At 45.6% G+C, this 19842-nt stretch carries 19 protein-coding genes; 10 read left to right on the forward strand and 9 right to left on the reverse strand.

The features are described from left to right. On the reverse strand, positions 1-617 hold a 617-nt coding region (locus tag R7Q38_RS15890), incomplete at its 3' end, for a flavin prenyltransferase UbiX (RefSeq protein WP_318114285.1). A gap of 5 nt (positions 618-622) precedes the next feature. Further along, on the reverse strand, positions 623-1981 hold the full coding sequence (gene mpl, locus R7Q38_RS15895; RefSeq protein ID WP_171345712.1) for a UDP-N-acetylmuramate:L-alanyl-gamma-D-glutamyl-meso-diaminopimelate ligase: 1359 nt from the start codon (positions 1979-1981) through the stop codon (positions 623-625). Positions 1982-2293: 312 nt separating this feature from the next. Between mpl and fbp the strand changes: the two genes are divergently transcribed. Continuing rightward, positions 2294-3310, forward strand: coding sequence for a class 1 fructose-bisphosphatase (gene fbp / locus R7Q38_RS15900; protein ID WP_005383114.1), 1017 nt, complete (start codon positions 2294-2296; stop codon positions 3308-3310). 127 nt (positions 3311-3437) lie between these two features. Further along, positions 3438-3968, forward strand: coding sequence for an inorganic diphosphatase (gene ppa / locus R7Q38_RS15905; protein WP_054574250.1), 531 nt, complete (start codon positions 3438-3440; stop codon positions 3966-3968). Positions 3969-4041: 73 nt separating this feature from the next. Here the strand turns inward: ppa and R7Q38_RS15910 are convergent, their stop codons facing one another. Genes R7Q38_RS15910 through R7Q38_RS15925 form a run of 4 tightly spaced genes read right to left on the reverse strand, consistent with a single transcriptional unit; the run spans position 4042 to position 10319 of the window. Further along, positions 4042-4404, reverse strand: coding sequence for a DUF2799 domain-containing protein (locus R7Q38_RS15910; protein WP_017633454.1), 363 nt, complete (start codon positions 4402-4404; stop codon positions 4042-4044). A gap of 49 nt (positions 4405-4453) precedes the next feature. Continuing rightward, the gene (locus R7Q38_RS15915) at positions 4454-4801 is read right to left on the reverse strand and encodes a gamma-glutamylcyclotransferase (RefSeq protein WP_206953619.1); all 348 of its coding nucleotides are present in this window, start codon (positions 4799-4801) and stop codon (positions 4454-4456) included. Between the two features lie 44 nt (positions 4802-4845). Beyond that, a complete protein-coding gene (locus R7Q38_RS15920) occupies positions 4846-8610 on the reverse strand; it encodes a translocation/assembly module TamB domain-containing protein (protein ID WP_239938864.1) in 3765 nt (1254 codons plus the stop codon). Next, complete coding sequence (locus R7Q38_RS15925; RefSeq protein ID WP_005383121.1) at positions 8607-10319, reverse strand: autotransporter assembly complex protein TamA; 1713 nt, start codon at positions 10317-10319, stop codon at positions 8607-8609. Before R7Q38_RS15925 ends, R7Q38_RS15920 begins: the two co-directional genes overlap by 4 nt. 167 nt (positions 10320-10486) lie before the next feature. Here R7Q38_RS15925 and msrA point away from each other — a divergent pair, with 167 nt between their 5' ends. Next, positions 10487-11125: a peptide-methionine (S)-S-oxide reductase MsrA gene (gene msrA, locus R7Q38_RS15930; protein ID WP_239938862.1), complete on the forward strand. Its 639-nt coding sequence runs from the start codon at positions 10487-10489 to the stop codon at positions 11123-11125. 70 nt (positions 11126-11195) lie between these two features. Here the strand turns inward: msrA and R7Q38_RS15935 are convergent, their stop codons facing one another. Beyond that, the gene (locus R7Q38_RS15935; RefSeq protein ID WP_005379612.1) at positions 11196-11396 is read right to left on the reverse strand and encodes a DUF1107 domain-containing protein; all 201 of its coding nucleotides are present in this window, start codon (positions 11394-11396) and stop codon (positions 11196-11198) included. A 215-nt stretch (positions 11397-11611) separates the two neighbouring features. On the opposite strand from R7Q38_RS15935, the gene R7Q38_RS15940 reads away from it, so the two are divergent. The 7 genes from R7Q38_RS15940 (at position 11612) to R7Q38_RS15970 (ending at position 17242) form a co-directional block, all read left to right on the forward strand. After that, positions 11612-12163: a YtfJ family protein gene (locus R7Q38_RS15940; RefSeq protein WP_005383122.1), complete on the forward strand. Its 552-nt coding sequence runs from the start codon at positions 11612-11614 to the stop codon at positions 12161-12163. A 227-nt stretch (positions 12164-12390) separates the two neighbouring features. Beyond that, on the forward strand, positions 12391-12690 hold the full coding sequence (locus tag R7Q38_RS15945; protein WP_080996158.1) for a DUF2607 family protein: 300 nt from the start codon (positions 12391-12393) through the stop codon (positions 12688-12690). A gap of 134 nt (positions 12691-12824) precedes the next feature. Further along, positions 12825-13478: a zinc uptake protein ZrgA gene (gene zrgA / locus R7Q38_RS15950; protein ID WP_054576634.1), complete on the forward strand. Its 654-nt coding sequence runs from the start codon at positions 12825-12827 to the stop codon at positions 13476-13478. Positions 13479-13530: 52 nt separating this feature from the next. Continuing rightward, the gene (locus R7Q38_RS15955; protein WP_042522447.1) at positions 13531-14259 is read left to right on the forward strand and encodes an ABC transporter ATP-binding protein; all 729 of its coding nucleotides are present in this window, start codon (positions 13531-13533) and stop codon (positions 14257-14259) included. After that, positions 14256-15515: an ABC transporter permease gene (locus tag R7Q38_RS15960; RefSeq protein WP_239938860.1), complete on the forward strand. Its 1260-nt coding sequence runs from the start codon at positions 14256-14258 to the stop codon at positions 15513-15515. Before R7Q38_RS15955 ends, R7Q38_RS15960 begins: the two co-directional genes overlap by 4 nt. Positions 15516-15519: 4 nt before the next feature. Then, positions 15520-16014 carry a DUF3299 domain-containing protein gene (locus R7Q38_RS15965; protein WP_239938859.1) on the forward strand — a complete coding sequence of 165 codons (495 nt, stop codon included), beginning with the start codon at positions 15520-15522 and terminating at the stop codon, positions 16012-16014. A gap of 322 nt (positions 16015-16336) precedes the next feature. Further along, on the forward strand, positions 16337-17242 hold the full coding sequence (locus R7Q38_RS15970) for a TIGR03899 family protein (protein ID WP_005379599.1): 906 nt from the start codon (positions 16337-16339) through the stop codon (positions 17240-17242). 89 nt (positions 17243-17331) lie between these two features. Here the strand turns inward: R7Q38_RS15970 and cysC are convergent, their stop codons facing one another. Both cysC and R7Q38_RS15980 read right to left on the reverse strand, forming a co-directional pair. Beyond that, positions 17332-17949 (reverse strand): adenylyl-sulfate kinase, encoded by a 618-nt coding sequence (cysC, locus tag R7Q38_RS15975; RefSeq protein WP_054576630.1) that lies wholly within the window; start codon positions 17947-17949, stop codon positions 17332-17334. A 24-nt stretch (positions 17950-17973) separates the two neighbouring features. Beyond that, positions 17974-19698, reverse strand: a complete 1725-nt coding sequence (locus R7Q38_RS15980) for an SLC13 family permease (RefSeq protein WP_005379596.1) — start codon at positions 19696-19698, stop codon at positions 17974-17976. Positions 19699-19842 lie beyond the last annotated feature (144 nt).

Consider the following 19842-nt stretch of genomic DNA (forward strand, 5'->3'; position numbering starts at 1 on the left):
CAACGAGGCACCAAACCTTGCTCAATACCTAAGTGGTCAAGAATTCTCGCCACCATAAAATCCACTAAGTCTTCAATACTCTTTGGCTGATGATAGAAGCCTGGAGCTGCTGGCATGATGGTGACGCCCATTTGCGACAGTTTGTGCATGTTCTCCAGATGTAGCGTTGAAAATGGTGTTTCGCGAACCACGAGCAACAGCTGCCCGCGCTCTTTCATTACCACATCAGCGGCCCGCTCGATCAAGTTATCTGACATACCATGCGCAATCGCTGCAACGCTTCCCGCAGAACATGGGCAAACCACCATTTGCTTTGGTGCAGCAGAACCAGACGCAACCGGTGAGAACCAGTCATCTTTACCGCAAACGGTGATGTTATCGGGATTGCAGTTCAGGTGCTCTACCAATGCTTGCTGCGCCGCTTCTGGGCCACTTGGTAGCTTAAGATTATGCTCGGTTGCCATCACAACACGAGCTGCCGAAGAAATCAGAACGTAGACATGATAATCCGCCGCAACCAAGCATTCTAAAAGACGAAGGCCGTAGGGAGCACCAGAAGCCCCCGTTAATGCCAACGTGATGGCTTTTTTGTGAGAGGGTTGTGTTTTGTTTTGCATATAAATCAGGCTTTTTGTTTTAACTGCTCAAGAAGTTTTCCGTGAATACCACCAAAGCCACCGTTGCTCATGACTAGAATTTGGTCACCTGGTCGCGCACGTTCGACGATCTTGGCTACAAAGTTATCTATATCCGCATCGACAAACGCTGGCTGTTTGCATTGGTCGGCAATGTCTTGCACAGACCACTCGATATTATCTGGCTGGAACAAGAAGACTTCATCTGCACTGTGTAGTGACTCTGCAAGTGTGTTTTTGTGTACACCACGCTTCATGGTGGCAGACCGCGGCTCTAACACAGCAAGGATGCGTTTTTCACCTACCTTGTTACGCAAACCACCGACAGTAAGTTCAATTGCCGTTGGGTGATGCGCAAAATCATCGTAAACCGTCACACCTTGTTCTTCACCTTTCAGCTCTAAACGGCGCTTGGTATTGATGAAACGCCCTAATGCCTGGCAAGCAAGATCCGGAGTGACTCCAACATGTCGTGCAGCAGCGATTGCCATCAGCGCATTATCCACATTGTGGTCACCCACCAAATTCCATTCGACGGTACCAACCTTCTCACCTTGCAACGCAACGTCAAACTTTGAGCCATCAAGCACTAATTTGTGCGCTTGCCAGTCGCCATCAACACCTGAAAACTGCTTTTCTGTCCAGCAACCACGCTCTAATACATCCGCTAACGCTTGATCCTGCCTCGGCGCTAAGATCAATCCATTGCCCGGTACAGTTCGCACTAAATGATGGAATTGGCGTTTGATCGCTTCTAGATCATCGAAGATGTCGGCATGATCAAACTCAAGATTGTTCATGATTAAAGTGCGAGGATGGTAATGCACAAACTTAGAACGCTTATCGAAAAAAGCACTGTCATATTCGTCGGCTTCAACGACAAAAAACATGCTTTCACCCAAACGAGCAGACACTCCGAAGTTACCGAGTACCCCACCGACTAAGAAACCCGGTTGATAACCACAATCTTCAAGTATCCAAGCAAGCATGCTCGACGTGGTCGTTTTCCCATGTGTACCCGATACCGCCAATACCCAACGATCATGCAGCAAAAACTCGTTGAGCCACTGCGGGCCAGAGGTGTAACGCATGTTAGTGTTGAGCACATGCTCGACACAAGGGTTGCCACGGCTCATCGCATTACCAATCACCACAAGATCTGGTTGAGGGTCGAGTTGAGACGGGTCAAAGCCTTCAATAATTTCAATACCTTGAGACTCAAGCAGTGTGCTCATTGGCGGATAAACGTTGGCATCAGAACCAGTGACTTTATGTCCTAATTGGCGCGCTAGAATCGCTGCGCCGCCCATAAATGTGCCACAGATACCCAAGATATGAATGTGCATAAACTAAACCTTGTAATGCGTTTTTTAATGCTTTCATTATCGCGATTACCGCCTGAAAAGCGAGTGACTTTAGCCTTCTTCTTGCAGTCCCTTTCACAAATATGACAAGGTTGAACACAGACTGTACAACCTCTTGCTTACTGATGAATCCCTCAAACAAGTCTACAAATAAATTGAGATCTCAAACAGTTACTTCATTACCATTAAAAAGATCTGCGACTTAAACTTACATCCAGCGCAATCGTTTAACATCCATAAAGAGATGCTCACTTGCGCACTACCCCCAATGAAATGAAAATGTAAGGATTAACCATGTCAGGACTGCGCACCCTAGGCGAGTTCATTGTCGAAAAACAAGCGGATTTCCCCCACGCTAGCGGTGATCTATCATCCCTTTTAGCCTCCATTCGTTTAGCTGCAAAAATCGTTAACCGCGAAATCAACGCAGCGGGTCTCGGTGATATCACTGGTGCTGTAGGCACGGAAAATGTCCAAGGTGAAGATCAGCAAAAGCTCGATGTTTACGCGAACGATAAGTTCAAAGCCGCGCTTGAAGCTCGTGATCAAGTGTGTGGCGTTGCCAGTGAAGAAGAAGACGAAGCAGTTGCGTTCAATAAAGAACTCAACCAAAACGCCAAATATGTAGTACTGATGGACCCACTTGATGGTTCTTCTAACATCGATGTGAACGTCTCTGTTGGTACTATCTTCTCGATTTACCGTCGTGTTTCTCCAATCGGTACTCCACCAACTGAAGAAGACTTCCTACAACCTGGTCACAAACAAGTGGCTGCGGGCTACGTAATTTACGGCTCCTCCACCATGTTGGTATACACAACTGGTAACGGCGTAAACGGCTTTACTTACGACCCATCTATCGGCAGCTTCTGTCTTTCTCATGAAAACATGATGATTCCTGATGATGGTAAGATCTACTCCATCAACGAAGGTAATTACATTCGTTTCCCTCAAGGGGTGAAGAAGTACATCAAGTACTGCCAAGAAAACGTGCCAGAAGACGGTCGCCCATACACTTCTCGCTACATTGGCTCACTGGTTGCTGATTTCCACCGCAACCTACTGAAAGGTGGTATCTACCTTTACCCAAGCACACAAAGCCACCCACAAGGCAAGCTACGCCTGCTTTACGAATGTAACCCTATGGCATTCCTCATTGAGCAAGCTGGCGGCATTGCATCGGACGGCGTGAATCGCATTATGGACATCAAGCCTACTGAGTTGCACCAGCGTGTACCTTTCTTTGTGGGTTCGAAGAACATGGTTCGCAAAGTTGAAGAGTTCCTTGAACTGCACCGCGACGAAGAATAATTTCAGACCTTTGTCCAACGCGGCAGGTGTTTACCTGCCGCGTTTTTGTCGCTAAAGTGAAACGCGAATTTATCATCAGATGAAGCCGCTTTTGTGTGACTCATCGTTAATGAAAAGGAATATTCTAATGAGCTTAAACCATGTACCAGCAGGCAAGTCGCTGCCTGAAGATATCTATGTCGTTATCGAAATTCCTGCAAATGCAGATCCAATCAAGTACGAAGTAGATAAAGACTCTGGTGCTGTATTTGTCGACCGTTTCATGTCTGCACCAATGTTCTACCCATGCAACTATGGCTACGTGAACAATACCCTGTCTCTTGATGGCGACCCAGTCGACGTATTGGTACCAACACCATACCCACTCATGCCAGGTTCAGTCATTCGCTGCCGTCCTGTTGGCGTTTTGAAGATGACAGATGAATCGGGTGAAGATGCAAAAGTGTTTGCGGTTCCCCACTCAAAAATCTCGAAAGAGTACGAGCACATCCAAGATGTGGGCGATATCCCAGAACTACTGAAAGCGCAGATCACGCAATTCTTTGAGCGTTACAAAGAGCTTGAAGCAGGCAAATGGGTGAAAGTGGATGGTTGGGCAGATGTTGCTGCCGCCAAAGCTGAAATCCTAGAATCTTACGAGCGAGCTCAGAAAAAATAAGCATCACTGCTGATACAAAATTAAAAAGAGCTGCTCTAGGGCAGCTCTTTTGCTTTCATCTTACCTGTGTCAACTAGATAGGTGCGCCTGCTGAAGACATTCGTCCAGCGTCGTAGTCATGTTGAAAGAAGGGGTCAACATCATCACAAATGCCAAAATACGGCCGCCCGATAACACCGAGCATATAAGCACTTTGCTCACAATACTCTTGTTTGCCTTGCTGGTAACCCGCTTGATAAGCCATTATCAGTTCTGGCGTCGCATGGTTAACATCATCCAGCTTCGCAATTCGCTCCTCAGATAACTCCCGTAATCCATCTAAAGCTGACTGCTTACCAAACACTTGCCAATCGGTCACATTATTCGAAGTCGGTAGTGTTGTTTGTGCGCATGCAGCAAGAAGCAACGCCATTACTCCAATTACGAATGCTTTCATCGTGACTCCTTAGTGTTTAGCTCGTTGCTATTGATAATGTCAGTATAGCTCACACCTTTTGACACCAATCTCCGGAAGAGATTTCTTCGGTTAATTGCTCAGTATCTTGATATAAGTAGATCCAAGCTTGGCCAAACGGCGTGACGATGCTCTCTCGGCGATATTCCACTGGCACATCTTCCAACTTATCTAGCTCGGATAAGGTTTCATCATCAATCAGATACACTTCACCTTGAATCGAGCGTTGCCCAACAGACAACGCTGGATAAGGGCCTAAGTCATACATTGCAAATTGAGCATCCGTTTCATGTAAACCAAGAAACTGCGCCGAGCGCAAATACTGATGGTTGTACTCTCCCTTGCGTAACGTGCCGTAGACAAAAATCAAATGCTGCATAACCACTCCTTAGTCATGACTGTATATGCTTAGGTTAAAGCACTTTAATCGAACTCAAACTGATAGAGTAGGTCAACGGCGCTATCTACACCAGATACCGCTTCTAAATACAAGTCTTGCATCAATCGGTAACGCACAGTGAACTCACCTAGGGAGTTAAAGATGCCGACACCATATTTCACCTGCAAACCTGGCAGAATATAACCACTCACCGTCACTTGCGAATCATCGCCCGACCCAGCAGTGTCCAGCTGTAAATCCTGTACGCCAAAGGCTTCACCGATTTCACCAACCACACGACCACTCTTCGCCAAGCTTAAACCAATTAAGGTAGTCGTCATTGCATTACCACCGGCTTCACCATCAATATCTTGACCACGAAGTAGATAAGAAAGCGCATTGGCTTGGTTCATCGCTGGCTCTGAGAAAATTTCTATACTCGGATCAGATGCTGGGCCCGACACTTGTACCCCCGCAATGACATCATCTTGAGTATTGTCTGGATTACGAATCGCTTTGATAGACAAGTAAGGTTGATCTGGTGGACCATTCATCAGAATCTTACCTTCTTTAATCAATAAGTCCTGACCAAACGAACGATAGGAACCATCGACAACATTCACTTCACCAACGATGAACGGACCTTTGTCTTTTTGTGTCACGTTTAGGTTCCCTTTCAACCCACCTTTTAAACCAAAAGCGGCAAGTTGGAAGTCATCACCAATTTTAATGTTGATGTTCGTTTCCACATCAAACGGCATCGCAGCGACATCGTCCACTGGCTGCAAGTTTTTATCGAGAATAACGGTGTCACTCGATACGCCTACCGCACTTGGTGGAAGCTCTTCGACGACAATTCTGCCCCATGGCAAATTAATATCACCCTCAATTTTCGCAAGCTGAGGAGTCACATCTATTGTCATGTCAGGCTCAACTTTGATTTTTACCATTGGGGGCAAATCAACATTGAGCTCTTTAGCAAATACACGCGCTTTAGTACGCCAGTTCTGTAAGTCCTGCCAGTCGGCATCACCGGTAACGTTCAACTCACCATCCGGGGTTAGAATCCCGGCATCCAAGTCCGCTTGATGGCCTTTAAAGTTGATGACGACCTGCCCTGAGTTTATATCTATCGGTGTGACTTCACCCTGTAGCTTCATTTGGTCAATCAAGAACTGACCATTCACCTTCGGATGCATGACGTCACCTGATATCGCTAGGTCAGTATTCATGTTTGCTTTAAACAAGCTGTACTCACCAATCAACGGTGCCAAGAAGTCCAAGTGGAACGTAGAGAGTGAAACCTTACCATCAATAGTGGGCTTTTCAGACGAGACATTCAGTAAAGAAACCTTACCAGACAAGTCACCGTTATCTTTCACATCAAATAGCCACTCGGCATCAAGCTTGTCTTTCGCTAATGCCGCTTTAAAGTTGAAGCTTTCCCAACCGACTTTAATTGGCTGCTCAAGCGCTTGTTCAACTTGGCCTTTTGGCATATTGACACTTAAGGTTACTTCAGGCTTTTTCTCTGGTGCCCATTTAGCAAAAGCCTGTGCATTAACCGAGCCTTGCAGCTTGGTTTCTGGCGGCAGGAATTGCTTGATTTGGTCAAAATCAAAATCATTGATGGCTAGCTTCGCCTGGCCACTCTTACCAACACTAATGTCTTCGGTTAGACATACGCTCGACTCCGCTTGCAACCAACAATGCGCTTGAACGTTCGCGATCTGTTTGTCAATATTGACCTTCACCGCGGTCGATTTTTGCAACGCCCACGGGCCTTGTTGCGAGCTCAGCGTCAAGCGGCGCAGCGCCCCATCCCAAATCATTTCTGGTTTCTGCTGGAATGCCCCTTCAATTTCTAAACTGGTCGACACCAGGTCAGACACTACATCGAGCGTCAGTTGATGCAGTTTTTCATCCCCAGAGACTTCAAGGTCAGCACTATCAACTTTTATGTCGTCATAGGTAATGTTGTTCGCAATTAGGCTTATGTTCGCTTTTGGGGCTGGCAGAGGCTTCACATCACCCTTTAAGGTGATCGTTTCTACGTTCGCCTGTTGCTGCCAGTTTATCTGATTTAAAGCGAGATCAAGATTGATGTCTGGTTCTTTCAAGCTACCACGTAGTGCGACTTTACCTTGCATTTTACCTGCAAGATCCGGAACACTTTTTGCAAAATCAGGGAAGTTAACCTCAACATCCATCAGAATTTGCTTATCGATCTTACCCTTTGCACTCAGTTGGTTCGGGCCATGAGAAAGCGCTAAACCCTGAGTGGTAAGTTGGATGTCTTCGCCTTTGCCGTTCTTGTCAGACGCTTCAAGCTGCCCTTCAACATTCAGCGGATAACCTCGCAAAATGCCGTCAATGTCTAACTTAGGCAAACTGACTTGCCAACCGCCTTGTTCTGTTAACGACCCCGAAGTCGAAAGATTACCGCTGATATCCCCTTCGGCTTCTTTCCACTGCAATCCTGGTTGAATGTTCTTCAGGTTTAAGTCAGCTTGCCAGTTGATTGGCGCGGCCCAATTGGCCATGACTTTCCCAGAGAGCTCGCCCCCTAAGGTTTTCACTACAAGGCTTTCGAGGTCAATTTGCTCTAACGTACCTTTGCCGTTTAGTGCGACATCAACGGCGGGAATATCTTTGCCTGACGCTTTGGTTTCTAATGCGACTTCGTAGCCATCAAGTGAGCCTTTTGCCGCCAAGCTTGGTACAGAAACCTGGTAATCGCTTTGTCCAAATAGCGGCCATTGCGCCTGTACATTTTTAATCGCGACATCAAACGGTAACTGCGTTTTAAGCGGTTGAATATCACCTTTGATCTCCGCTTGTACAAGCTCAGAAAGCGTAGCATTTAGTGACAAATCACCAACCGAACCCGAGACCGAAAGCGACAGTTTTTGTCCCTTCGCATCCGCTTGCTTCACTAACGCGTCCAGTTGCGCTTTGATAGGGTAATCAGAAGAAAGCGTCACTTGTGTGCTCAACTTGCCTTCCACTTCTGGCATGTCGAGCTCTAACGTTTTGACATCAACACGTTCACCGCCTGCTCTTGCAACCAAACCAAGATGATTGACGATCACTGGCGTTTCACCCGCCAGTTTGAAATTGTGAATATCAAGACGACGCGCTTCAACCGTCAGTGGAATCCATACTTCGGGTAAAACAATATCTTGCGGCGTAACGTCAGTTTCTTTCGGCTCCTCGGCAGCCGCTTCAGGTTCAGCCTCACTTGGTGCTAAAGCCACATTAATGTCTTTCAACGCGGTAGGTGCGATCACCAAACGATCACCCTGCATCGACAAAGCGGTCGAGAATGTTTGCCAATCAATTTGATTGCCCAGCACATTGACATTGATGTCATTAAAGCTGACTTTATTAACAAAAATTGGCACTGGCGTACTGATAGAACGCAGTGGTGGTGTTTCCTCTTGCTCCTCGCTTGCTGGCGGTAGTTCTGGCATCTTAAAGTCAAGCCCCTGCAGTCTTAACTCATCGACACAGACCTTAGGGTCAAAGAAACAGCGGAAGTTCACTGCCAAAGCTAAACGCTCGACTTTGGCATCGATATTCAAAGACTCATCGACAAAACTGACGTTATGCAGTTCGAAGCGAGGAAACAATGAACCCTGCACTTTTTCAATCTGCAATTGTGGTAGTGCTTTTTCAGCTCCCCACAAGGCAAATTTGAGGCCTGGGTGGGTAAATAAAACTGTCGCGACAATAATGATGAGCAACAGCAATAGACCAATCAAACTGAGCGACAGCCATTTGGTCCACTTAAACATCATTTTGATCATAGCTCAGGCCCCAATGAGAAGTGGATACGAAACTCTCGTTCTGGTTTTGCATCCAACCCCCATGCAAAATCAAAACTAACAGGGCCCACCGGAGACGCCCAGCGGATACCAACACCAGCACCTGATTTCCAATCTGGTGTTTCATTAAACGCATCACCAATATCGTAAAACGTTGCAGCCCACCAGTTTCCATAAACACGATATTGGTATTCTAATGTACTGCTAACAATGTATTTACCACCCGTCAAAGCACCACTCTCATCCACAGGTGAAATAGATTCATAGCCGTAACCACGAATATTATTGTCACCACCAGCGAAGAAACGCAGCGACGGTGATAGTTTTTCAAGTTCATCGGTAATATTCGCACCACCTTCTAAGCGGAACAAACCACGATGATTCTCTCCAATACCACGAATCCAAGAAGTCGAGCCAATTAAGCGGAGCACTCTAGTTTCAGAAAGCATAGCGGTATCACCATACTCAATAGTGATGCTTTGCTTGTCTCCCCACATTGGCATATTGCCCCCTCGAACCCTAGTCCGAGAAAATGTCGCACCTGGAAGTACGAAGTTGAATTCATCATCTTGTAAACCTTGCGTAAAGCTCTCGTACAAATGACGAACATAAACGGTATTATGCCAACCACCGTCTGCTAACCAATGACGTTCCACTGCAAGGTTAGACTCGATACTCTGTGTGTCACGGTTGTCTAGGTTTTTAAGCCCATATTGAACTTGATAATAATCGTTAGCGACATCTTCTAAAGGAATTTTGTAAGAAGCAGTCACGGTTTGCTCTGGCTTAGATAGGGATAAAGCGGTGTTGAAACTGTGTCCTCGGGAGCTCACCCAAGGTTTCTTCCACTTCAACGTTCCTCGAACGCCGACATCCGTTGAGTAACCAATACCCGTCTCGATCTGATTCTTAGAAGCAGGAGATAAAGACACTTTAATTGGCAAGTCTCGGCCATCATCAAGCCTATCCAATTCAGGCTCAACAAAAACTGAGGAAAACCACTCCGTATTTGATAGCTTCTGGTTAAACTCGCCCAGCTTCGAAACGTTGTATGGGTCCCCTTCTTTAAAAGGTTGTAGTGATGCGACACGGTCTTCCCATATGTGGTTGCCAATAAAAGAAACGTCGCCAAAATTGAAACGTATTCCACTGCTGTAGTGCAAACGGACATTAGCTTCGTTCAGATCAGGGATAACCTCTAATCGACTTAGCGTAAACTCACCATTGAAGTAACCACGCTGAAGCGCCAAGTTACGAATGCCTGACTTAAGGCTGTCGTATTGGCCTTGATTCAAAACTTGGCCAACTTTGAGCGGAGAGCGCTCAATAAGTTTTGCAAATTCTTCATCGTCCTTGGCCTCTCCAGTGATGACCACATCCATGACTTTCACTTTCACTGGCAAGCCCGGCTTGATGAGCACAATTAACTCATCATTCGCTTCAGGAATAGAGTATGAAATTTTTGCATGATAATACCCAAGCGCGTTAAGCGCTTCAGTGATACTTTGATCTAATCTCGCTTGAAAACGCAGAGAAGTGGAGTAATCCTTCTCTGGAATAGATGATAGATACGCACTGACATTCTCTTCTAAAGCGCCATCAATGCCTTTCAAAGTCAAAGAAACATCGGCATAGGCACCATGAGAAAAGGCAAACAGGCCAACAATGGTGGGGAGAGCTTTTTTTATCATGCTTTTATGGCTGAATGAGGTTAAGTAAACGTAAATAATGATAACGCCAATTAGATTCTAAGTCTGTAATATTAATAGGTTTAACGCGGTCTATGTCATCACAGCATCAGATACAGACGAAATGAAAAAGTTCGCAAATTTAAGACACGTATTGAAGGACAAATACCATGCTCAACAAACAAACATTGATCAGTATAGAAGATGCCTTGCCAGGTAGAGATCAACCAATGCAGATTGACGATCATCATTTTGTAAATAAATCTAACCTAAAGGCGCCTCTTGCGTCACACCAACAGCAGATTTTGCTCGGAATGGGCTGTTTTTGGGGCGCTGAGCGCGTATTTTGGCAACTCGACGGCGTTGTATCCACTTCGGTCGGTTACGCTGGGGGATATACACTCAATCCCACCTATGAAGAGGTCTGTACAGGTAAAACGGGTCATACAGAAGTCGTACGAGTCGTTTTCGATGAACGCGTCATCTCATTAGAAAAGCTACTGGCTGTTTTTTGGGAAAAACACGACCCAACTCAGGGAATGCGTCAAGGTAACGACTTAGGTACTCAATATCGTTCTGCAATTTACACTTATTCGACGGAGCAGCTCGAGAGCGCAGAGAAATCGAAACTCTTGTATCAGCAAGCACTGCAAGAAGAGCAGCGCGCGAACATCACCACCGAAATACAACCAGCAGGTCCGTATTACTTTGCGGAAACCTACCACCAGCAATATTTGGCGAAAAACCCTGATGGTTACTGTGGCATCGGAGGAACGGGAGTTTGCTTCCCACCAAGCCTCCAAGGATAAACCTAACCAGCAACAAAAAGAGCGACCGATATGGTCGCTCTTTTCTAAATCTAAGTGGGTACCAAGCTAACTAAGCCGATAATGATGCTATCACTTGGTTGACTTCTTTAAAGATGGTGAGCCTTTTATGATCGTTGACGTCAGGTAGTAACACTTTGCCATTGTCGAACTGAAAACAGCCAACCCCAACAATAAAAAATTGACCTTTGAACAACGTTTTAACAAAACGGGCCACTTGTAATGGTCGATATACAGCAAACTCACGTAGCATAACTCACCTCAATTCCTTTGAGAAAACACGGATTGCTTATTTTTCCTCTGCAATCTTAATGCGCAATTTGCGACGGAAATCATTTTAGCAAATTCTAAATATAACGCAAGATTACACCACTCCATACGTTAAATAAATGTTATCAACGGTCCTACAAATTTCTAAGATCTGGATATATACTGGAAGCTTCCAAACCTCGTACGGAATATAACAATATGAAAACTAAGACTCTCCTACCTCTACTACTGGCCTTAACGCCAAGCTTGACCTTTGCACACAACTTGTCAGTAGGAAAAAGCGTTCCTCCTGTCAATGTTGCCGCTTACGGCGAGATTGTTTTACAAGGCGAAGGCGTTGCATACCAACCCTGGGCAACTCAACATATGCAAGGCAAAGTTCGTGTTATTCAAGCCATCGCAGGCCGTAGCAGTTCAAAAGAGATGAATGCCCCTTTAATGTCGGCAATAACAGCGGCAAATTTTCCACAAGAAAGCTACCAGACGACGACTATCATCAACCAAGATGATGCAATTTGGGGGACAGGCTCTTTCGTGAAGTCTTCAGCTCAAGACAGCAAAAAAGAGTTTCCTTGGTCATCCATGGTTCTTGATGAAAATGGCGTAGTTGCTAATACTTGGGACCTGAAAGAAGAAAGCTCGGCCATTATTGTTCAAGACAAAACGGGCAAAGTTCTGTTTGTCAAAGAGGGCGCACTTGAGCAAGATGAGATAACAAAAGTCATTGAGCTTATTAAACAGAACATCTAGCTTCATTGAATGGCTCCTTGTTCCTGTTGTAAGGAGCTATATGAATTTGATTAGAAGCATGGGCAGTGATAACTCTGCTCTTTATAAGTGCGACACTTCCATCAGAGAGTATTACCAATATTTTTCGGCACGTATGTGTTGAGTTAAATTTTTCTGCTAGCCAACAAAAGAGTGAACTTTTATTCATTATGGGTGTTATATTATAACAGTCGGTAAGAGGAGCTCAGATGTACCACCACCAGCAAAAAATACTAAGATATTGGTATCGCACTGCTTTATTTTTCAGTGTTGCGTTGCTGATCGCTTGGAACTTTGCGGTTGTACTTCATCAAGTCGATCTGACGCCCGACCATCATACCCATCATCATTGCCAATTATTTTCTGGTGTTCAGCACGGTATAGCAAAGGTACAACCTACCCTCTCTACACCGACTTTTACGCGCGCCCAGCATCATCATGTTTTTTTGCATCTCGTGTACGGCGAAGAAGTTCTTGGCGCTGCTCGTGCCCCTCCTTATTTTGCTTAATTTCCAAACTATTCCACACTCAAAATTATTGAGTTCATTTCCGCACCTAGTGTGTCAGGGAACAATAACTTAGTGAAACTCGAATCTGAGCAATACCGCCTTTGGTTAATGCCAGTAAAATTAGGAAAAATACAATGTCATCAAAACACGTTTTAGCCCTTGCTATTGGCCTCACTTTATCGACAGCAGCGAATGCAAACGAATACCGCCAGCATGGTGCTCATGTGCATGGTCACGTCGAGTTTAATATCGCCCAAGATGGCAAAGATCTGTTAGTAGAGATCACAGCTCCTGGAGCTGATGTTGTGGGTTTCGAACATGCTCCAGAAAACGCACAACAAGAGCAAGCGCTTAAACAAGCCGTCGCTACACTCGAAGACAGCAACGCATTGTTCGCTATTAACTCACAAGCTGATTGTAGTGTTGAAGAAGCTTACGTGAGCCACAACCTAAGCGAAACTCATGAGGAACATGATCATAGTGAGCACGACCATGATGACCATGCACATCACGATCATGAAGGGCACGAACACCATGATCATAATGAACATCATGATAAACATGACCACCATGACGCTCATGATGAAGCGCACGATCATGGCGGTCACGGTGAATTTTCGGTGCAATATCGCTTCAGTTGCGAACAAGTTAATCAGCTTAGCCAAATCCAAACCGATTGGTTTAACCAATTCCCAACTACAGAGTCCATCAGCGTCAATATATTCACTGATACCATGCAATCAGCAATTAAATTAAGCAAAGATAACACCCAAATCGTAATCAAATAACACGAGTGGCGTGTAAGTACCCACTTACACGCCACAGCTTTGGTGATTTAATATGACTGAAACCACACCAAATGTTGTCGAGCTAGAGGATGCCCAATTTTTCTGGCCCGGTTCAACCAACGCAACCATCCACATTCCCAAATTACACATTACACAAGGCGAGCATGTGTTTATCAAAGGTCCAAGTGGCTGCGGTAAATCGACCTTGCTCGCTTTGTTGACGGGGATTAACACATTAACTTCAGGCTCTCTATCTGTACTCGATACTGACCTTGCTAGTTTAAGTGCCAGTCAGAGAGACCGCTTTCGCGCCAATCATATTGGCTACATCTTTCAACAGTTCAATTTATTGCCGTACCTTAACGTACTTGAAAACGTATTATTGCCATGTCAGTTCAGTAAAATACGACGTGACCGTGCCCATTTAGGTGCCTCATCTCAAACGTTAAATGAACAGGCTCAGGCCCTACTAGAACGACTGCACTTGCCAAACGAGCTTCATACACGCCCTGTCTCTGAATTGAGTATTGGTCAACAACAACGTGTGGCTGCGGCTCGAGCTCTGATAGGACATCCAGAGTTAGTGATCGCTGACGAACCAACCTCAGCTTTAGACTATGACAATCGTAAAGCATTTATTGAGCTCCTTATGGAGCAAGCGAATCAAGCCAATGCCACACTGGTATTCGTTAGCCACGACCCAACACTCGAACCCTTATTCGATCGCACGCTCAATCTACCCGACATTAATCAAGTATCTAGCCTAGGAGCCATATCATGAGTGCTGTTGTAAAGCTCGCCTGGAAAAGCTTGATGAACCGCAAAGCGACGGCAATTCTAACCATCATGACCGTTGCGATTTCAGTGGTACTCCTCTTGGGCGTCGAGCGTATCCGAACTCAAGCCAAGGATAGCTTCGCCAATACAATTTCAGGCACTGACCTCATTATTGGTGGACGCTCTGGGCAAGTGAACCTATTGCTCTATTCTGTGTTTCGTATTGGTAATGCGACCAACAACATCGATTGGAAAAGCTACCAAGAGTTTGCCAATCATCGTTCAGTCGATTGGGCTATTCCAATCTCGCTTGGCGACTCGCATAAAGGCTTCCGAGTTATGGGAACCAATCACAGTTACTTTGAGCATTACAAGTTTGGAAGTAAGCAACCACTAACATTTAGCAAGGGTAGAGAATTCAATGGTTTATTTGAAACCGTGCTAGGTTCTGATGTCGCTAAACAACTTGGTTATGATATCGGTAGCGAAATCATCATTGCCCACGGCATTAGCGACGTTGGCTTTAGCCGCCATGACAATCTGCCATTTAAAGTTGTCGGTATCCTTGCACCTACAGGAACACCAGTCGACAAAACCGTCCATGTATCATTGGAAGCCATCGAAGCCATTCACGTTGGGTGGGAAAGTGGTGCGCGTTTGGGCCCGACACCCAAGGCACAAGATCTCAAAAACAGATATTTTCAGCCCAAACAAATTACCGCTATGCTCGTTGGTTTGAAATCTCGTATTCAAACTTTCGCTCTGCAAAGACAAATTAACACCTACCCCAAAGAGCCGCTCAGCGCCATTATGCCCGGCATTGCGTTGCATGAGTTATGGGGAATGATGTCTGTTGCAGAGCAAGCCCTAATGGCAGTATCTGGTTTTGTCGTGATCGCAGGGTTGTTAGGTATGTTAAGCAGTCTATTAACTAGCCTACAGGAACGCCGCCGTGAAATGGCGATTTTGCGTGCCATGGGAGCAAGGCCTCGTCATGTTTTCTCACTCTTAATTAGTGAAGCCAGCTTGCTTACTGCTGCTGGTATTATTACTGGCGTTACTGGGCTGTATGCTATTCTTGCTATCGCGCAGCCGATCATCCAACAGCACTATGGAATACATCTCACCTTAAGCATCTTATCTACTTATGAGTGGATGCTATTAGGTTTCGTACAATGCGCTGGTATTGTGATTGGTTTCATTCCCGCACTCCGCGCCTACCGACAGTCACTGAGTGACGGAATGACAATAAGGATTTAATAAAATGTGGAAAAAAATTCTCGCAAGTTGCTTGCTGGTCGTCGCATTCACAGCGCCTGTTATGGCCAGCGAAGAACCATTGAAGCTTGACTGGATTGACCTTGTTCCAGAAAAAGAGCGTAAGTTATTCGACAGTATAGGCATGCCCGCATCTGATCACAGTGGTGGCGCAGCCCAGCAGTCCAAGATTGGTAACGTTCGACCAGAACTGAACGGAAGCAAAGTTAAAATTCCGGGGTTTGTTATCCCACTTGAAGGTGATGCCGATACCGTCACCGAATTTTTATTGGTGCCATATTTTGGAGCTTGTATTCACGTGCCACCACCGCCTCCAAACCAGATCATTTACGTGAAGTTTCCGAAAGGCGCGCCTGTTCAAGAGTTGTGGGATGTCATATATGTGGTTGGAACGTTGAAAACCGAGACGATAAACCACGAACTGGCAGAAACGGCTTACGTTATTGAGGGATCAGAAATAGAAGCCTACGACGATATGTAATTTAAGTCGTCGATAAGCCTCGCTACACCTAAGGCGTCACACTGGCGCCTTTTTTAGCTTTGTGCTATACGATATAACGAGATAAATACGCTAATACGCCCACATAAATAACCAAAAGAAACGCTATCGACAGGTGCTTTTTGAGTTTACCTGCTTCTGAGAACTTCATAGCCCCTCCAAAATAACGATAACAATTTTAACAACTCATTATCATTTTGAATAGCCCTATTCGTTCAAAAACTGAGAACTCCTGTCTGGTCGCTTGGTCAGATAAGGTGTAAATTTAAACGTGCGAACCGCGCAGTTCTTGGTAGGAAAACGAATGGCAGACCCGACAAAGCAACCTGTTGTCATCGAACATCAGTCAGACACAAAAAAAAATACGCAACAAGAAAAGAAACAAGGCTACATAAAAGACAGTGCTAGTAAGGTAAAAACCATAGCCCAAATACACGGTCTTGACGCCTTACTGCAAACCGAACCGCCAGCCAAATCTGCGTTTGAAAGAGCCCAATTGCGAGAGCAAAGACGCCAAGAACAGCGACAAAAAAACTTAGAACAGATTTTAAAATTAGCGCACAGTTCATGCCGAGATGAGACAGCGGGAGAGCCAGACCAAGATTGGTTGCATCGATTTTTTGAGATGGCTCAAGACATCCATAACAGCGCGATGCAAAAGCTATGGGCTCAAGTGATGAAGCGTGAAGTGACCAATCCGGGTTCAACGTCCATGAAAGCGTTGAAAACCCTCAAGGATATGTCACCAAAGGAAGCACAAACTCTGCAGAGAGCCGCCTCTTTAGCGTGCAGTTTTGGAGGGGATCACAGCAGAAAACTGCTGATTGGTTACAAAGCCCAAGGAGGCATATTTAGCTTCGGCAAGCGAGACGTCGCTAACAGCCTAAATATGGGAAGTTTTCAACTGCCGTATTCAAGCTTGTTGCTCTTAATTGAATTAGGGCTGCTGCACAGTGCCGAACTTGAATCTGGCGAAATTAGTATCGAGACACCGTTGGTCCTCACCTACCAAGGTAAAAACTTGTCACTGAACGTAAACAGTAAAGGTGTCCGCCTTTTATATTACCGCTTCACACCGACAGGTAATGAGCTCTGTACCTTACTCGGAAACAAACCACATGCCGAATACTACGATCAGATGCTTGCACTGTTAAATCATAGGTTTAGTGTCCATAGTGAAGCTAAAAGTACGGTTCATCATACCGTCTAGCCAGCTTGAGAAGCATTTGATCACCTATGATCCAAATACTTCTCCAGCTGCTCAAAGAGCTTTAGGTCACCTATGATCTAAATGCTTTTTTATCGGATCACACCGCGTTGTTTAAGAGCGATTAAGCACAAATCCACCAGCTCATCGACACTCTTTTCTCCCGCGGGCAAATCGATTTCAGGGTTCTCTGGCGCTTGATATTCCGAATCAATACCAGTGAAATTAGGAATCTCTCCCGCACGGGCTTTACGGTATAAACCCTTAGGATCTCGACCTTCGCAAACCTCTAGAGATGCATTGACATACACTTCGATAAACTCGCCTTCTGGCAATAAATCGCGCACTAACTTCCGCTCTGCACGATGCGGTGAAATAAACGCCGACAGAACAATTAAACCCGCATCTGCCATCAACTTCGCCAGTTCACCAATGCGACGAATGTTCTCGCGACGGTCCTGTTCAGAAAAACCTAAATCGCTACACAAACCATGCCGTACATTGTCACCATCCAATAAATAGGTGTGGTAACCCAATGCTGCAAGGCGATTTTCCAACGCCCCTGCTACGGTTGATTTACCCGCTCCAGATAAACCAGTGAACCACAATACGGCAGGTTTTTGCTTCTTTAATTCAGCACGAAACTGTTTATCAACCGAATGCTGGTGCCAAACAATGTTTTCATCTTTTACCGTCGTTTCGGCAGTCATAACGTATCCTTGTAAATATCGGAATTAAAACGGGAAAAAGACCGGGATCAAAGTAAGTACTAATACAGAGTACACAATCGAAATTGGCACTCCAATTCTCACGTAGTCGGTCAATTTGTAATTTCCTACGCTGTACACCAGCAGGTTAGTTTGGTAACCGTAGGGAGAGATAAAGCTCGCACTCGCGCCGAACAAAACCGCCATGATGAATGGCATCGGATCCACGCCATAACCCACCGCCATGCTATAGCCGATAGGAAAAGAAAGCGCAGCCGCGGCATTGTTTGTCACCAATTCAGTGAGTACCAATGTCATGATATAAGTCGCCACCAAGGCACCAAATACTCCCCAGCCATTAAACGCTTCAATAAACATCACTCCCATTCTTTCTGACAATCCAGAAGAGATCATCAGTTGAGCAATAGACAAAGCGGAACCGACAATCACGACGATATCGATCGGAAAACGGCGGCGCAGTTCTGAAATCTGTACAATACCAAACGCAATAAGCGCGATAAGGTACGCAGCTAGACCTTTAATAATCGGTACTAACTCTAATAGAGCGCATCCAATTACGGCTGCAAAGCCCAGTAATACAATGGAAGACTTATTCGTATCAAGCCGAGCGCTAGAGTCCAAGTCATGCACTAAAACAAACTCTTTACGATGAGCTCGGCGTTCAGACTCAAAACGCTTTCCTGGAACCAGAACTAACGTGTCTCCTGGCGCTAAGGTAATGCTACCCAAGCCACCTTCTAGGCGTTCGTGGCCTCGGCGAATCGCCACAACAACGGCATCGAATCGGTCGCGGAATCGGCTCTCTTTGAGGGTTTTGTAGCAAAACGTCGCCGACGAGCTCACCACAACTTCGATAAAGTTTTGCCCATTTAAGTGCTGCTGACCAAACAACTTGAGGCCCGGAATTTCTTGCAGGGTCGCGACGCTCTCAACATCGCCACAAAATAACAGGCGGTCTTTTGCATTGAGCACAAAATCCGGTCCCACAGAAGAAACAGTAACACCATCGCGCACCACTTCTGCAAGAAACAGTTTGCGCAGCGCACGTAAATTATTCTCGCTGATCGTACGCCCAACTAGCGGTGAGCCTGGCTCAACGCGAGACTCAAGAAAGTAAGGTAAATCTTCTTGGTTTTGATCATCATAATTCGGTAGCAAGTAGCTGAGCGGGATAAGAATCAACATCCCTCCCACCAGCACAGCCAAACCTATCATCGTAGGTGTAAAAAAGCTCAGGCTCGGTAAGCCTGCGTCTTCGACAAAGCTGTTGATGATTAAGTTAGTCGACGTACCAATCAAAGTTAATGTGCCACCAAAAATGGCGGCGTAAGACAAGGGGATAAGTAATTTCGAAGGTGCATGCTGCTGATTACGCTTAATCGCCCCAATCAATGAAACAACCACAGCGGTATTATTCGTAAATGAAGAGAGCAAGGCTGTCGATACGCCGAGCTTAGCAATCACGCTGCCTAACTGGCCCTCAGAGATACTTCGGCTCACCCAACTGATCAGCAGTGTTTTTTCTAGAGCACAGGATGCAAGAATCAATAGAACCAGGGTTAACAATGAAGAGTTGGTAAAATTGGATGCGATAGTGGCTGAATCCATCATCCCAGCCATGAATGCAATAAAAGCGGCACCCGCAAAGACATAACTAGGCTTAATTTTCGTGACAAGCAAGCAAGTGATAATGCCAAGCAAAATCGCTAACACAAACCCTTGTTCCCACATAGCCTTTCCTTACCAAATAGCCCTAAAGGGCACAACAACGACTCATTTATCCATGAATCACCGACAAACGAGCAAACAGACAAAAATCAGCGCAAGCGAAAAGAACATCAGAATGCTCGGTTTCTTGGGCTCCACCGAAGCATT

Origin of the sequence: Vibrio sp. Vb0598, assembly GCF_033338935.1 — a bacterium.
Taxonomy (GTDB): Bacteria; Pseudomonadota; Gammaproteobacteria; order Enterobacterales; family Vibrionaceae; genus Vibrio; species Vibrio alginolyticus.